Source organism: Novosphingobium sp. TK71 (assembly GCF_055361505.1).
Map to the genome: position 1 here is coordinate 675,752 of NZ_JBSZKA010000001.1, position 15,575 is coordinate 691,326.

At 64.4% G+C, this 15,575-nt stretch carries 12 protein-coding genes and 1 tRNA gene; 7 read left to right on the forward strand and 6 right to left on the reverse strand.

Annotated elements, in window-relative coordinates; genetic code table 11:
- Position 1: 1 nt before the first annotated feature.
- The 3 genes from ACXJ16_RS19315 to ACXJ16_RS19325 all read left to right on the forward strand — a co-directional run bounded on the left by ACXJ16_RS19315 (position 2) and on the right by ACXJ16_RS19325 (position 2,953).
- On the forward strand, positions 2 to 1,423 hold the full coding sequence (locus ACXJ16_RS19315) for an efflux transporter outer membrane subunit (RefSeq protein WP_463923042.1): 1,422 nt from the start codon (positions 2 to 4) through the stop codon (positions 1,421 to 1,423).
- A 398-nt stretch (positions 1,424 to 1,821) separates the two neighbouring features.
- A tRNA-Ala gene (locus tag ACXJ16_RS19320) sits at positions 1,822 to 1,897 on the forward strand.
- Between the two features lie 147 nt (positions 1,898 to 2,044).
- The gene (locus ACXJ16_RS19325; protein ID WP_324699549.1) at positions 2,045 to 2,953 is read left to right on the forward strand and encodes a LysR family transcriptional regulator; all 909 of its coding nucleotides are present in this window, start codon (positions 2,045 to 2,047) and stop codon (positions 2,951 to 2,953) included.
- A gap of 11 nt (positions 2,954 to 2,964) precedes the next feature.
- On the opposite strand, the gene ACXJ16_RS19330 is transcribed toward ACXJ16_RS19325, so the two are convergent.
- Positions 2,965 to 3,348 (reverse strand): excalibur calcium-binding domain-containing protein, encoded by a 384-nt coding sequence (locus tag ACXJ16_RS19330; protein WP_463923043.1) that lies wholly within the window; start codon positions 3,346 to 3,348, stop codon positions 2,965 to 2,967.
- Between the two features lie 179 nt (positions 3,349 to 3,527).
- Here ACXJ16_RS19330 and ACXJ16_RS19335 point away from each other — a divergent pair, with 179 nt between their 5' ends.
- The gene (locus tag ACXJ16_RS19335; protein WP_454798109.1) at positions 3,528 to 4,577 is read left to right on the forward strand and encodes an NAD(P)-dependent alcohol dehydrogenase; all 1,050 of its coding nucleotides are present in this window, start codon (positions 3,528 to 3,530) and stop codon (positions 4,575 to 4,577) included.
- A 50-nt stretch (positions 4,578 to 4,627) separates the two neighbouring features.
- Here the strand turns inward: ACXJ16_RS19335 and ACXJ16_RS19340 are convergent, their stop codons facing one another.
- From ACXJ16_RS19340 to ACXJ16_RS19350, 3 genes are all read right to left on the reverse strand, one after another.
- Positions 4,628 to 5,467 carry a LytTR family DNA-binding domain-containing protein gene (locus ACXJ16_RS19340; RefSeq protein WP_463923044.1) on the reverse strand — a complete coding sequence of 280 codons (840 nt, stop codon included), beginning with the start codon at positions 5,465 to 5,467 and terminating at the stop codon, positions 4,628 to 4,630.
- A gap of 302 nt (positions 5,468 to 5,769) precedes the next feature.
- Entirely contained in the window at positions 5,770 to 6,201 is a 432-nt protein-coding gene (locus ACXJ16_RS19345) for a GFA family protein (RefSeq protein ID WP_463923045.1), read from the reverse strand.
- A 170-nt stretch (positions 6,202 to 6,371) separates the two neighbouring features.
- Positions 6,372 to 7,058, reverse strand: a complete 687-nt coding sequence (locus ACXJ16_RS19350) for a pentapeptide repeat-containing protein (RefSeq protein ID WP_463923046.1) — start codon at positions 7,056 to 7,058, stop codon at positions 6,372 to 6,374.
- A gap of 165 nt (positions 7,059 to 7,223) precedes the next feature.
- Here ACXJ16_RS19350 and ACXJ16_RS19355 point away from each other — a divergent pair, with 165 nt between their 5' ends.
- The 3 genes from ACXJ16_RS19355 (at position 7,224) to ACXJ16_RS19365 (ending at position 11,744) form a co-directional block, all read left to right on the forward strand.
- Positions 7,224 to 7,946, forward strand: coding sequence for a FadR/GntR family transcriptional regulator (locus tag ACXJ16_RS19355; RefSeq protein WP_463923047.1), 723 nt, complete (start codon positions 7,224 to 7,226; stop codon positions 7,944 to 7,946).
- Between the two features lie 175 nt (positions 7,947 to 8,121).
- Positions 8,122 to 10,617, forward strand: coding sequence for a beta-galactosidase GalA (gene galA, locus ACXJ16_RS19360; protein ID WP_463923048.1), 2,496 nt, complete (start codon positions 8,122 to 8,124; stop codon positions 10,615 to 10,617).
- A gap of 20 nt (positions 10,618 to 10,637) precedes the next feature.
- The gene (locus ACXJ16_RS19365; RefSeq protein WP_463923049.1) at positions 10,638 to 11,744 is read left to right on the forward strand and encodes a glycoside hydrolase family 53 protein; all 1,107 of its coding nucleotides are present in this window, start codon (positions 10,638 to 10,640) and stop codon (positions 11,742 to 11,744) included.
- An 82-nt stretch (positions 11,745 to 11,826) separates the two neighbouring features.
- Here ACXJ16_RS19365 and ACXJ16_RS19370 read toward each other — a convergent pair whose 3' ends face one another.
- Together ACXJ16_RS19370 and ACXJ16_RS19375 are read right to left on the reverse strand one after the other, a co-directional pair.
- Entirely contained in the window at positions 11,827 to 12,336 is a 510-nt protein-coding gene (locus ACXJ16_RS19370; protein WP_054441870.1) for a porin family protein, read from the reverse strand.
- A 526-nt stretch (positions 12,337 to 12,862) separates the two neighbouring features.
- A complete protein-coding gene (locus tag ACXJ16_RS19375; RefSeq protein WP_221937301.1) occupies positions 12,863 to 15,499 on the reverse strand; it encodes a TonB-dependent receptor in 2,637 nt (878 codons plus the stop codon).
- Positions 15,500 to 15,575 lie beyond the last annotated feature (76 nt).

Consider the following 15,575-nt stretch of genomic DNA (forward strand, 5'->3'; position numbering starts at 1 on the left):
AATGCGAAACGTGAAAGCGCTTACGGCCACGTCGCTGGCGCTGGCGCTGGCGGCCTGCAACATGGCCCCCAAGTATGTCCGTCCCGACCTGCCGGTTCCGGCGACCAGCCCGCAAGGGTTGGCCGCGCCGGACGGGCAGGGGGCGCAGGCGGTATCGGCCGATACCGCCTGGAAGGACTTCTTCACCGATCCGCGCCTGGCACGGGTCATCCAGACCTCGCTGGACAACAACCGCGATCTGCGGATTGCCGTTGCCAACGTCGAACAGGCCCGTGCCCAGTACCGCGTGCAGCGTACAGATATTCTGCCCACGCTCGCGGGGAGCGGCAGCGCGACCTACCAGGACCAGCCCTTTGCCCAGCAGGCTGCGGGCGGTGCCGGCGGCGTATCCGGGCGGACCGATATCTACACCGCCTCGGTCGGGGTTTCGGCCTGGGAAATCGACCTGTTCGGCCGCGTGCGCAATCTCACCAAGGCGGCGCAGGAAAGCTACTTCGCCTCGGTCGAGAACCGTAACGCCGCGCAGACCGCGCTCATCGCCGAAACGGCAACGGCGTGGCTGACGATGGCGGCCGATCAGGAAAAGCTCCAGATCGCCCGCAATCTCGAAAAGGCGTTCGGCCAGACGTTCAACCTGACCAAGGCGCGCTTCGCGAAGGGGATCGCCTCGGAACTGGAAGTGCGACAGGCGCAGACCAGCTACGATCAGGCCCGTTCCGATATCGCCCAGGCCACGACGCTGGTGGCGCAGGACAGGAACGCTCTGGAAATGCTGGCGGGAACCAGCCTTTCGGCAGACGATTTGCCGACCGCGCTGCCGGAAAGCGACGTCACGCTGGCCAACCTGCCGGCGGACCTGCCCTCCAGCCTGCTGCTGCGCCGTCCCGACATTGCCGCGGCGGAGCATCAGCTTATCGGTGCGAACGCCAATATCGGCGCCGCCCGCGCGGCGTTCTTCCCGAAGATCTCGCTGACCGCCGCATTCGGCACGATGAGCCTGGGCCTGTCGAACCTGTTCAAGTCGGGCAGCGACTACTGGTCGGTGGCACCTTCGGCGAGCCTGCCGATCTTCGACTTCGGCAGGAACCAGGGCAACCTGCGCTATGCCCGCGCGACGTATGACGCCATGGTGGCGACTTACGAGAAGAGCGTGCAGACCGGCTTCAAGGAAGTCGCCGATGCGCTTGCCCGGCGTGCGACGATGACCAACCAGCTCGAAGCCCAGACCTCGCTGCGCGATTCCGCGCGGGTCAGCTATCGCCTCTCGGACGCGCGGTTCCGCGCGGGCGTGGACGATTTCCTGACCACGCTGGATTCGCAGCGCACGCTCTACAGCGCCGAACAGACCCTGGTGACGACGCGGCTGACCCGCGCCAGCAACATGGTCGAGATCTATCGCGCCATCGGCGGCGGCCTCAAGTAGAGCCGGCCGGCTGCCTGAGGAAGCCAGGAGGTTCGGATGACCTGTCCCCCCGGGTCGTCCGTTCCGCAGCGATTGTCCTCGTCACGCCACCGATGTGCCGGACATGTCGCGCGGACCGGGTTGGGATTGCCCAACCCGGACATCCGTCCTGACGAGGATTCCAGAAGGAACCGCCGGTCGACTTTATCGCCAAGGCAGGCGGTCTGCAGCGGTCTCGCCAGAGTGCGGAAACGGGCTGTGGAAAAAGATCGAAAAAGTTTTTCGCAGGGCGATTGTCCCTCTTGTCATGCCGGAAAAGCCGATCTAAAGGGCTGCCTCCCAAGCGGAACACGGCCTTCAAAGCCGGTTACCGCAGGGAAACCGGATCGAACCTCCCAGGTTGATCCGCTGAATTGATTGGGGCCTTAGCTCAGCTGGGAGAGCGCCTGCATGGCATGCAGGAGGTCAGCGGTTCGATCCCGCTAGGCTCCACCATTTCACCAGATACCCTTTATTCCCGAAAATCTGATCGGCCACAAACAGGCCGCGGCATCCTTCATGCAGGGCCATCTTGCGCCTGCGCGTCGGGGCCGTGCTAGAGTAGCTCTCCATGCATCCCAGCGAAGGGCGAACCAGGTTTCCATGAAGTTCAGTCGATCGGACCTTGCCGATTTCGCCTATTTCCTCGCCATCGCGCGCAATCGCAGTTTCCGGCGGGCCAGCCTTGAACTCGGCATCAGCGCCTCGGCCCTGAGCCATGCGCTGAAGGGGCTGGAAGAGCGCCACGGCGTGCGCCTGCTCAACCGCACCAACCGCAGTGTTACGCTGACAGCGGCGGGAGAGGCGTTCCGCGACGCGATCGCCGAGCATTTCGACGCGATCGACCACGCTGCGGAAGTGCTCAACCGCTTTCGCGATGCGCCGGCCGGACGCATCCGGCTCAACGTGCCGGAGGATGCGGCCGAACTGATCCTCGCCCCGGTGCTGCCCCGCTTCGTCGAACTCTATCCCGATATCGAGATCGACCTCTCTATCGACAACCGCATGATCGATGTGATCGATCAGGGGTACGACGCCGGCATTCGCTATGGCGGCACGGTGCCGGAAGACATGATCGTGCAGCGCATTTCGCCGCCGATGCGCTGGGTCGTTGCTGGTTCGCCCGCCTATTTCGAGCGTTTTGGAACGCCGCAGGTCCCGCAGGATCTCATGAATCACCGCTGCATGAAGATCAGGCTCGGCAACGACCGCATCTATCACTGGGAGTTCGAAAAGGGCGACGAGGCGGTGGCGCTCGCCGTTCCCGGTCCGCTCACCATCGGCAATTCCCGCATCGGCCTGCACATGGCGCTCAGCGGCGCCGCGCTCATCTACGCCGCCGAACCTTCTATTGCGGGTGCCATCGCGGAAGGCAGGCTGGCGATCGCGCTGGACGAATGGGGCTCCATGGGGGAGGCTTTCCATGTCTACTATTCGAGCCGCAGGCAGGTGCCCTCCGGCCTGCGCCTGCTGGTGGACCTCATCCGCGAAATGAGGCCGCTCGGGTTCTAGACTGGGCGGGATCAGGGGTAGGGTTCGCAACCGGTCCCGTCATGGTCGCTGTCCAGGTGGTGCCCGAAGCCGCGCTCACCCCGATAAAGCGGTGCCAGCCCCCTCGCTTCAACTTCGCCGCAAGTCCGGAAAACATAGCCCTCTGGCAGCGTGTCCAGCAGGGCCTGGCGGGCAGCGCTCTCGGTACGCCATCGATCAAAGACATTAAGCGCCAGACCGGCTGTGCCGCCGATGCAGATCGCGACGAGGAAGTATCCGCCCACCGTCTGCCATACGGAACGCGACCGTCGGCGGCGTAGCGCACGGATCGAATAGGGAGCGGGCGATCGAACCATCTGCGGATCGTGGCCGAAAGAAATGGACGATCGGTAAAAAGACCGGCTGGCCCGTTTCATCGGTTCTTTCGCCGGTCAGGGCGCGGCGCTCCGACTGGCTGCAAGGGACGATCACGATGAGTTTCGTTCATCGCTTTGTTCGATTGCCTGCGGGCTGATCCGACGGGGGCGGACGCCTACCTGAAGGGCGCGGCGACGGTCTGCCGCGCATACTCTCTCAGTTTCAAGGACAAATTCCGATGACGAAGGCATTTGGTGCCGTCACCGAACACACTCCGCTCGTGGCGCTCGATATCGAACGCCGTGAGCCGGGGGCACACGATGTCGCAATTGATATCGCCTATTGCGGCGTCTGCCATTCCGACCTGCACCAAGCGCGTGGCGAGTGGGCGGGCACGCTCTACCCTTGCGTGCCGGGGCACGAAATCGTCGGCCGCGTCAGTGCGGTAGGCAGCGAAGTGACCGCCTTCAAGGTTGGCGATACCGTTGGCGTGGGCTGCATGGTCGATAGCTGCCAGCATTGCAGCGCCTGCGACGAAGGCCTTGAGCAATATTGCGACGAAGGCTTCATCGGCACGTACAACGGTGCAACCGCCGATGCCCCCGGCCATACCCAGGGCGGCTATTCGCAGGCCATCGTCGTCAACGACAAGTTCGTCCTCAAGGTCAGCCACCCGGCGGAACAGCTCGCCGCCGTGGCGCCGCTGCTCTGCGCGGGGATCACCACATGGTCGCCGCTGCGCCACTGGAAAGTCGGCCCGGGCCAGAAAGTGGGCGTGGTCGGCATCGGCGGTCTGGGACATATGGGCGTCAAGCTTGCCCATGCGCTCGGCGCGCATGTCGTGGCTTTCACCACTTCGGACAGCAAGCGCGAAGCCGCGCTGGCGCTCGGCGCGGACGAGGTGGTGGTCTCGCGTAATCCCGAGGAGATGAACGCCCATGCGAACAGCTTCGACTTCATCCTCAACACCGTTGCCGCCAGCCACGATCTCGATGCCTTCACCGCGCTGCTCAAGCGCGACGGTACGATGACGCTGGTGGGCGTGCCCGAGCATCCCCACCCGTCACCGAACGTGGGTGCCCTGATCTTCCGCCGCCGGACCATCGCCGGCTCGCTGATCGGCGGCATCGCCGAGACGCAGGAGATGCTCGATTTCTGCGCCGAGAAGGGCATTGTCGCCGATATCGAACTGATCGACATCCACGATATCAACGAAGCCTTCGATCGCATGCAGCGAAGCGACGTGAAGTACCGCTTCGTGATCGACAACGCGACGCTGAACGCCTGATCCTGTATCCGGGCGGGCAGGGCTCCTTGGCTCTGCCCGCCCGGAGCTTCTCAGCTGCTGGACGTTTTCAGAAAGCCCTGCCGTTCGAGGCTGGAAATGGAATCCCGCGCGATAGGGGCGAATTCGCCGTTGGTCAGCCGGATTACGCGGTTTCGTCCGTCCGATTCCACCGAGGCGATGCCCTCGCGGGCAACCCACCAGCTTCGATGGACCTGCTGGCCGGGGCATTCGTCCATTTCCGCGATGGCATCGCGAAGGCGCATCAGGAGGAGTTCGCTCGACCCGGCCCCGTGGACGCGAACGTAGTGGTCCTCGCTTTGAAGCGCCAGGATCGGTCCCGCGAAAGCCTTGCTGAGCCGGCGTTGCAGCCGGGGCATGTCGCTGTCGTCCAGCGGTTCGCCCAGGGCTTCGTCGCGTTCAGGCGCCGCGGCGCGAACGGGGGTATCGTCTGCGAAGCTTGCGATCCGGTCGCGGTGAGGTTGGTGTCCGTCGCTCAACTGGGCGTCGATCCGCTTGGCCCACCAGACCACGACGAGGATCGCGACCGCACTGAGCAGCGCGAGAGGGAGAATTCCCGTAAAGCCGCCCAGTGCATGGAAGAACACGCCCCCGCCCCAGACCCAGACGAGCGTGAGCGGGAAACTGGACAGCAGAACGCCCCAGAACAGCAGCGCATTTCGCGGCAGCGAGGTGGCATTGGCGATGGCGATCAGCAGCCAGATCGTGGGGCGCACCAGCACATAGGCGCCCATGAGGTGCGTGAACCAGTTCCAGGCCCGCGCCGGAAACTCGGCATCGAGATATGTGCCGAATGGGCCGAGAAAGCCCACGATCCCGGCGAGGATGACCATCGCCCAAAGCTCCAGCAGGCCCCGACGCACCCAACTCATGTCATCGCCTCCCGATCCGCGCTGCGCAGGCTGGCAGATGTCCGTAATTTCGCGGCGTTAGGCAAGGGGCTGAGGCGAAGTTGCCGATGAGGTAACGCAGCGGCGGTTGCGACTTGCGCGGCGCGTGTGAAAGTCCGACCGAGACGGCCTGCCGATTGAAACCCGCCTTTTTCCGATGCGCCTGATAGCGGACGCAGGGCCGAGGGCGCTTTAACAACCGCCGCGCGTCCCTGTCGGTCGCTTGACGTGGGGGACACCTGGACGAATTCCGCGAGGGATCGATATCCACGTATCCGGGGCGTTCAGCCGGGCAGTCCATCCATCGTGACAACCTTTTCCAGATCGACATCCCAGTCTGCCCGGCTGGAGCAGCAGATGTGTGCGGTCGGTCGAATTTCGATGGGACCATCGAGGCAGCCGGCGGGAACCTTGAGCAGTGCGCCATCCATCTGGATATCGGGGAGCGCTGACCCGCACTCAACGCAGAAGCTGCGTTGGTGCCGGGTGCCGGGCAGCCGAAAAATTTTCACTTCAGCCTCTCCGGCCACCCAATGGAGCGATGCGTCAGTCGCGAAGAGATTGGCGCCATGGGCCGTGCCGCTTCCCTTCCGGCACCGCGAGCAATGGCAGAGGAAGAAGCTGTCGAAGCTGCCGTTGATGTCGAAGCGAACTGTTCCGCAAAGACAGGAGCCGGAAATGTTGGACTGGTTCGAGGACGCCGAGCACATGAGCATTTAGTTAGTGCGCATGTCGAACCTGGTCCAGCGATATGGTCGCGGTGTTTTCTATCACCGGGTGAAAGCCGGAGCGGGACAATCGCCTATCGGCTCAAACGTGGTCGCGGCCCTTCGAGCTGACGCACCTGCTCGTTGACGACGGCCTGACCGCGCCGGATTCACGCGCTCTAGCTGACCTTGAGGCCGAGTTCGCGCAGAAGCAGGCCTGCCTGATCGGCCGAGATCGTCGCGCCGCGAAAGGGCGCGGCGTCCACGAGGCGCAGGCCGCCGAGGTCGGCGCCGCGCAAGTCGGCGCCGTCGAACCGGGCGCCGTCCAGGCCGGCTTCGCGCAGGCTGCATGCTTCGAAGGTCGCCTGCCGGAAATCGCACTTCCGCAAGTCCGCCGTCGAGAAATCCACGCGCTTCAGAACGGTCCTGCGGAACGAGTGGCCGGGCAGCTTGGCATCGATCAGCAAGGTTTCCTCGAACCGGATCTCCACGCCTTTCGTATCGGAAAAGTCGGCGCCGGTCAGCTTGCATCCGGTGAAGGCGGCCGAATGCAGGGTGGCTTTCCTGAAAGCGCCGTTGTTGAAATCGCTGGCGGTGAAGGCCGCGCCGGTGAGGTCGGCGGCGATGAAGTTCACGAAAGCGCCCCGGCAGGATTTCCAGGCCGTATCTTCCAGCATCGCGCCCCCGAAATCGGCCTTGCGGAAGTTGCAGCGTTCGAATTGCCAGCCCGAAAGGTCGAGGCCGGACAGGTCGGCTTCCTCCAGATCGCATTCGGCCAGCGCGCGCGGCGTGCCGCACAGGTTGCGGATGTCCCCGCGCGTGAGGGTCCGGCCGGTCAGGGCGGCGGCGGAAAACAGATCGTCCATCCCGGCTTGCTAGCCTGCGAAAGGCCGACATGCCAGCGCGGAGGCCAAGGCAGCGATGGTGCGGGCAAATGCATTCGCGCCAAGCAATGAAATGCTTAAAGGACTTGTGCTGGCGGCGCCGGGTCTATTTATATGATTAAAGATATAATGGGAGAGCGCAACCAGATGCAAGTCAAGCAGCAGGAGACCCGCAGTTCTCTGGGGCGGAACCTCACTTACGGCCTGCTCGATCGACTGGGTTCGCAGATCATCGGCGGTGTATATGCCGAAAAGCCTTTTCCAACGGAAGCCGAACTTTCCGTGCAGAACGGCGTCAGCCGCTCGGTCACGCGCGAAGCGGTGAAGATGCTGACGGCCAAGGGGCTGGTCAGTGCCCGGCCCCGGCAAGGCACGGTGATCCAGCCTTCCAGCGAATGGAATTTGTTTGATACCGATGTGCTGCGCTGGATGCTGGAAAAACGGTTTTCGATCGATCTCCTCAAGCAGTTCAGCCAGTTGCGCGTCGCGATCGAGCCTGCCGCCGCCGCGCTGGCGGCCAGGGAGGCGGACGAGGCAGGGCTGGGATCGATCGCTGCCGGCTTCGCCCGGATGCAGGCTGCCGAAGACGGCCGGGACGATGTGCTGGAGGCCGATGTCGCCTTCCACGTCGCGATCCTGAGCGCATCGGGCAATCCGTTCTTCGGGCAGTTCCGCGACGTGGTGTCCACCGCCCTGAAGACCTCGATCCGCTACACCAACCGGATCGTCGGGCGCAGCGCCGATCTTGAGTCTCACGAGCGGGTGAAGAACGCCATCCTGTCTCGCGATCCCGAGGCTGCTCACGATGCGATGAAGCTCATCATCGTCGATGCCCTGGATGCGATCGAGCATAACGAAGGCGAGAGCTGAAGGCCAAAGGGCGGCGGGGAAGGGCGGAAATCGATCTGCCGCAAACGATTGACCGCCGTAACCATATATATCATACAAATGGAAAGAAGACGGGAGGGCCTGAACCGGCAAGGACTGCGATCCGCAAGGATCGTCGGCCCTCCAAGCTACGCAGCTGCCGTGAGAGCCCAGACCGATGATGGACGACCAGACGATTTCCACCGACCGCCGTACTGCCATGGCGCTGGGCCTTGCGGGCCTCGGCACGGCGAGCCTTCCCGGCATTGCCCTGGCCGAAACGACGGCGCAGGGGCGGGCAGAGGCATCTCCGCGCCGTTCGGTGCTGCTGGCGGAAGGGTGGCGCTTCCATCTCGGCCATGCCGCGGACATGGCGAAGGATTTCGATTTCGGCCTGAACCAGCGCACGTATGCCAAGCCCGGCCGCGACGTTTCGCCCGCCACGCTGGCCGATTTCGATGACAGCGGCTGGAGCGCAATCCGCGTTCCTCACGACTGGGCGGTGGACCTGCCCTTTGCCGCGCCCGCCGCGCCTGCGGAGAAGGACAAGGAAGACGCTGTCGCCGCGCACGGCTTCAAGGCGATCGGGCGCGCATTCCCGCAGAACAGCGTCGGCTGGTATCGCTGCCGCCTGCCGGTGGGCGCGGCTGACAAGGGACGCGCGGTCTGGCTCGAATTCGATGGCGTGTTCCGCAATTGCAAGGTCTTCGTGAACGGCTTCGAGGCGGGCGGCAGCGCCAGCGGCTATGCTCCGTTCCGCGTCGATATCGCCGATTTCCTCGATTACGAAGGCGGCGCCAACCAGCTTGCGGTGCGCGTCGATGCCTCGCTGGGCGAGGGCTGGTTCTATGAGGGGGCGGGGATTTACCGTCACGTCACGCTGGTCAGCGCGGCTGCCTGCCACGTTCCCCAGTGGGGCACATGCGTCCGCGCGGAAGTGGACGGCGAAGGGGCCGCTGTCACCATCCTCACCACCCTGGCGAACGACGCCGAAAGCCCGGCGAAAGTGACCGTGCGCCACGCGGTCCATGATGCGGAAGGGCGGCAGGTTGCCATGGCGGCCGATCACCTGGCCGAGCCGGGCGCGCTCGGCAAGGTGGAGTTCGAGCAGACCGCACGCATCCGGGCGCCCCGGCTCTGGTCTCCGGCAAGTCCCTATCTCTACCGGCTCACCACCGAAGTCCTGCGCGATGGCGTGGTGGTGGACAGGACCGAGACCGCGTTCGGCGTGCGCACCGTAACCTTCGACGCAGTTCGCGGGTTCACCATCAACGGGCAGAACGTGAAGCTGCTCGGAGTCTGCAACCATCAGGACCACGCCGGCGTGGGCGCCGCGATCCCCGATGCGCTGCACGAATGGCGCGTTGACCGCACGCTGGAAATGGGCGCCAATTCCTGGCGCAGCGCACACAATCCCTCCGCGCAGGTCCTGCTCGACATCTGCGACCGCAAGGGCATGATGATGATCGCGGAAACGCGGCTCAACACCACCAACCCCGAGGCGATGGACGAGCTGGAGCGGATGATCCTCTCCTCGCGCAATCACCCTTCGATCATCCTCTGGTCGGTCGGCAACGAGGAAGGCCATCAGGGTTCGGAGCGCGGCCGCCGCATCTCGGCCGAACTGGTGGCGCGCTGCAAGGCGCTGGATCCCACCCGCCTCACCACCCAGGCCATGGACCAGGGCTGGGACGGCGGCGCTGCCGAGGCGGTGGATGTCGTCGGCTTCAATTACCGCACCGACAAGATCGCCGCCTGGCACGAACGGCACCCCGACAAGCCGGTGATCGGCACCGAGACGGGCAGCACGGTCTCCACGCGCGGCGCGTACGAGAACTACGAGGCCCGGCACATCGTCAAGGCCTATGACACCGAGCATCCCTGGTGGGCATCGACCGCCGAGGAATGGTGGACGATCGTGGCGAACGCGCCCTACATCGCCGGCGGCTTCATCTGGACCGGGTTCGACTATCGCGGCGAGCCCACGCCCTATCCGGCGTTTCCAAGCGTTGCCAGCTACTTCGGCGCGATGGACAGCTGCGGTTTCGCCAAGGACAACTACTTCTACTACCGCGCGTGGTGGCGGCCGGACCAGCCGCTGGTCCATCTCCTGCCGCACTGGAACTGGGCGGGCCGCGAGGGGCAGCCGATCCCGGTGTGGGCGCACGGCAACTGCGCGGAGATCGAACTGCTGCTCAACGGCAAGTCGCTGGGGCGCAAGCCGATGCCGCGCAACGGCCACCTCGAATGGCAGGTGCCCTATGCGCCCGGCAAGCTGGAGGCGCGCGGGTACAACGGCGGCAAGGTCGTCGCCCGTGACCAGCGGGTGACGGCATCGGCCCCGGCGAAGCTCAAGCTCACTACCGAGCGCGTCCGTCTCGCCGCAGGCGGCGCCGATCTTTCGGTGCTGCGGGTCGAAGTGCTCGACAAGGCCGGAAATCCGGTGCTCACGGCGGACAATGCGCTGCGCTTCAGCGTCAGCGGCCCGGCGCGGATCATCGGGCTGGGCAACGGCAATCCCACCTCGCTGGAGGCCGACAAGGGCGACAGCCGCAAGGCGTTCAACGGCCTTGCACAGGCCATCGTGCAGGGCAGCGGTTCCAGCGGCTCGGCCCGCGTCACCGTGTCCGGCGAGGGGCTTTCGCCCGCCGCCATCGATCTCTTTTTCCACTGACCGGCCGCAGGAGAATACCGGTGAAGAACGTCATTCGCGCCGCGCTTGCGGCCTCCACGCTGCTGGCGGCGACTTCGGCTCATGCCGAGACCAAGCTCTATCTCGGCGCCGACCTGTCCTTTGCCAACGAGATGGAGGACTGCGGCGCCGTGTTCCGCCAGAACGGCAAGCCCGTGGATCCTTTCGTGCTTCTGAAGGCAAAAGGCGGAAACCTGATGCGCGTGCGGATCTGGAACGATCCGCAGTGGACGAAGTATTCGAACTACGAGGACGTGCTCAAGACCATCCGCCGCGCCCATGCCGCCGGGCTGGAGGTGCTGCTGGACTTCCATTACTCCGACGACTGGGCCGATGGCGACAAGCAGATCGTGCCGGCCTCCTGGGCCAAGATGGACACCCAGCAGCAGGTGCGCGCGCTGCACGACTACACGCGCGACGTGCTTTCGAAGCTGAACGCGGCGGGGGAACTGCCCGAGCTGGTGCAGGTCGGCAACGAGACCAACCCCGAAGTCATGGGCGGCACCAAGGACAAGCCGATCGACTGGAAGCGCAATGCCAGCCTGCTCAACGCCGGCGTCGCGGCCGTGCGCGAGGTTTCGAAGGAGACGGGCAAGCCGATCCGGGTCATGCTGCACATCGCCCAGCCCGAAAACGTCCTGCCCTGGTTCGACGATGCGACGGCGGCAGGCGTGCTCGACTATGACATCATCGGCGTGAGCTATTACTCCAAGTGGTCGAAATACAACCTCTCGGGTCTGGCCAAGGTCATCGACACCGCACACAAGCGCTACGGTGCGGATGTCATGGTGGTGGAGACGGCCTATCCCTTCACCGAGGATAGCGCCGATGCCTCTACCAACCTGCTCGGCACGGATTCGCTGATTCCCGGCTATCCGGCAACGCCGAAGGGGCAGTTGAAGTATCTTGAGGACCTGACGCAGACCGTGGTCGATGCGGGCGGGAACGGCGTGGTCTACTGGGCGCCGGACTGGGTTTCCACGCAGTGCAAGACGCGCTGGGGCACCGGATCGAACTGGGAAAACGCCGCCTGGTTCGACCTGCGGAAGCACGAAGTGGTGCCGGGCATCGACTTCCTCTCGAAGACTTACGTGAAGGCCTCGAAGTAACGCAAAACGGGAAGGGCGTCCCCCTGGGGGGCAACCCTTCCCGTCCTTTTGCCTTCCCGTCTCGGTGGCGGGTTGGAAGCTCTTAGAAACGCATGCCCACGCCGACGACTGCCGCGTCACGGCCACCGAAGTTCGCTTCGTATTCGGTGCGCTGGTATTCGGCCGAAATGTAGGTCTTCGGCGTCACCGCATATTCCAGGCCGCCGCCGTAGCGCACGCCCTCAAGCGAATAGTTGCCGCCGGCCACCGGCTCGAAGCGGGTGCTGGTGTAGCCGACCTTGCCGAAGGCCAGGACCTTGGGGGCGACCACATAGCCCGCGCGGAGCGAGGCGGTGATGTCGCGGCTCACGTCGGTCGTGGCGCTGTCGGTGGTGGAGTCGCCGAAGGAGACTTCCGGGCCCACGGTGATGCGCGGCGCGACGGCAACGTCGTAGCCGGCGTTCACGCCGTAGGAGAAGCCTTCATCGCCCTGAATCTTGTCGAAGCCCATGGTGACGCCGGCGCGGGGGCCGGTGAACGCTTCGGTGTCCTGCGCCATGGCGGGAACCGAAAACGAAGCGGCAAGAGCGGCCGAAAGTGCAATGTACTTCATGGTAATCCTCATAATAGTCCTGCGACACAAAGGTCGTCTTATCTCCACGGCAAAGTTATTGTTCTGAGATGAGCGCAGATATTCGCGATCATCGTTCAGGAATTAATATTTCTGAAAAATTTCGTATATATTTCTCAGGAAATATAGCATCTTGAACAATGCCTTGGGACGAGTTCCCTATGTCGTTCCAAGACTGTACTCAAAGTTAATGGGCCGTATGGGCACCATTCACAAATGTGACAGGTTGGATAAGGTGCCGGTGCAAAGCGCGCTTTTCCGGGCTTCCGGCGGGTTGCAGAGGATGCATTTTCCCGCGCCGGCTTGTGCGGGATACCCTGAAAAAATTGTATTTTCTTCCGCGCCGCGCGCGAATCGCTGGCGGCGATGGCGCTGGCGGGCGGCGTTTCGCGCCGCGGGCGCGCACAAAAAAGGGGCGCCGGGAGGAGATGGCGCCCCTTTTCGTGTTTCCTGCCCTCATGGAGGGCCGGAATGACGGCCCCGCTTGCGCACGGGGCCGGTTGGGAGATCAATACTTGAAGGTCACGTCCATCAGGTAGCTGCGGCCGTACTTCTCGTAACGGGCGATCTGGTCGGGATCGTTGTTCCAGTAGAACCGCGCGACCTGGTTGGTCAGGTTGTTGGCCTGGAGGCGCACCGAGAAGTTCTTGGTCACGGCGTAGGACACGCTGGCGCCCAGCGTCGTCTCGGATTCGAGGCGGGTGAGCTGCGAGGCGTCCCAGCCGTAGATCACGGTGAACGGGCTGTGATGCTTGAGCGCCACGCGGGCATCGATGCCATGGTCGGAATACCACAGGTCGATTTCGCCGGTGAACTTGGTGAGGCCCACGCCCGGGAACGGATTGCTGACCGGGGCCAGTTCCTTCACGTTGGAATCCACGAAGCTGGCGTTCGCGTAGAGGCCGAACTTGTCGAGTCCGGGGATGAAGTAGAACGGTGTCTGCAAGGTCGCCTCGACACCGGCGATGTAGCCGCCCTTGCCGTTGCGCGGCGAGGTGATCTGGTAGGTGTCGCCGCCGATCGTTTCCTGCGTCTGCGTGTAGCCGACGTTGCTGCTGACGTCCTTGTAATAGCCTGCCACCGCGACGAGCGCGTCCTTGTGGAAGTACCATTCCAGCGAGAGGTCGCCCTGGGTCGCCATGAACGGCTTGAGGTGCGGGTTGCCGCCCGATCCGGTGTTGGTCGGCGGGTAGTTGCTCAGCGCCATGCTGGCGCGCAGCTCGTCGAGCGGCGGGCGGGACAGGACGCGGGCGGCGCCGGCGCGCAGCTTCAGGCTGTCGGTCAGCTCGAAGTTGAGGTTGAGGCTGGGCAGGACGCGGAAGTACTTGTCGTTCTCGCGCACGGGATCGAACACGGTGACGTTCTGCTGGAGATCGTTGTCCCAGTAGGTCCGGCCCGAGAAGGCGTTCGAATGGGTCGAGACGTTGACGAAGCGGACGCCGAGGTTGCCGGTGAAGCCGTTGCCCGCGAAGTCCGACATCACGTAGCCTTCGAAGTTATCCTCCTTGACCCGCCAGTACTTCGACTTGTCGCGCTCGGGCGTGCCGATTGCGAGGTATTCGGCCGCGAGCGTTTCGTAATTGCCCCAGACCAGGTTGGGCACGTTGAAGGTGCCCACCGAGAATTCGGTCAGGTACGAAGGATCGATCGTCAGGTTGCCGAGCGTCTTCGTGTTCACCGTGGCGGTATAGGCGTCGTAGCTCTTCACGCGGTTGGAGTAGCGAAGCCCCCCGCCGAAGCCGGTGAAGAAGCCGTCGTGGATGTGGCGATAGACGTCCACCTGCGCGGCGCCGAGGTCGTCCTTGAGACGCTGCGGGCCGTCGTACTGGCCCGCGTAGTAGCTCGGGATGACCTGGTTGTTGACGTCACCCGGGTTGGAACTGACGGAGACGCTGGGCACCGAGCCGCGCCCGGTCGAGAAGGTCGTGCTCGCCGGATAGAGTTCGGTGGCGATCGCGCCCCACGAATTGTCGCGGCGCGCGCGCGAGTAGGAGCCGTCGAACTTGGCCGTCCAGTCGCCGTCGTCGTACTTGGCGTTGAAGCCGGTCACGAACAGGTCCTTGTCCTCCTGATAACGGGCAAGGACATTGGTGACGGAGGAATAGTTGTTCAGCGTGGCGCCGGTGATCGTGTTGCCCGACAGCGTGTAGCTGCCGTCCTGGTAGATATCGCCGGGGGCGCCGATCTCGCCGCCCCAGTCGCCCCAGCCGTTCTGGCGGCCGTACCACTGCTGCGACTGGTGCTCGTCGATCTTCACCTTCGAGTAGAGGACATCGAGGTTGATGTCCCAGTTCGCGGTGGGCTGCCACTGGATCGCGCCGGTGGTGGACCAGCGGGTTTCCTTGAGCGCCTTGATCTCGGTCTGCGCGCCCCAGGGTGCGTTGACCGGCTGGCCGTTCAGCGTGGGGGCGTCTTCGCCATTGATGTCGTAAGTGTTGTAGCCCCAGCCCTGGAACGAGTTGTAGCCGTTCTTCTGGCGCTGGAAGGTGCCGCCGACGACGACGGCGAGATTGTCGGTGATCTTGCCGACATACTGCGCGCTGCCGCGCGAACCCCAGCCGGAATAGCCGGGAATGTCCTTGCCGCTGTCATTGTAGAGCGCGCCGGCGCGCGCCGTGAGCGCGGGGCCCTGGTAGTCCAGCGGGCGCACGGTACGGATGTCGATCGTGGCCGCGACGCCGCCCGAGATGATGTCGGCCGACTGCGACTTGTAGACGGTCACGCCCGAGACGATTTCCGAGGGATAGATTTCCCAGCGGACATTGCGATCCGGCTCGGACGAGGCGACTTCGCGGCCGTTGATGAGGCCGAGCACGAGGCGCGGGCCAAGGCCGCGCACGGCCGCCTGGCTGGCGTTGCCGCGATCGCGCGTGGCGGTGACGCCGGGCAGGCGCTGCAGCGAATCGGCGATGGTGACGTCCGGCAGCGCGCCGATGTCCTTGGAACTGATCGTCTCGGTAACGACCGAGGCCGCGCGCTTGGCGTTCAGCGCATCGCGCAGCGAGGCGCGCAGGCCGGTGACGACGATTTCCTCGTCCGTCGTATTGCCTTCGGTCCCGGCCGTCTGGGCGACGGCGGGCGTGGCAACGAGTGCGATGGCGAGAAAGCTGGCACCGCCCATGCGGCGCCGGATTGCGGATTTCATAATTCCCCTCCCAGCTTCGGTTCTTATTTATCGGATAAATAATTTGTCAGACAAATAGAGTCAAGCGTCATTCGCG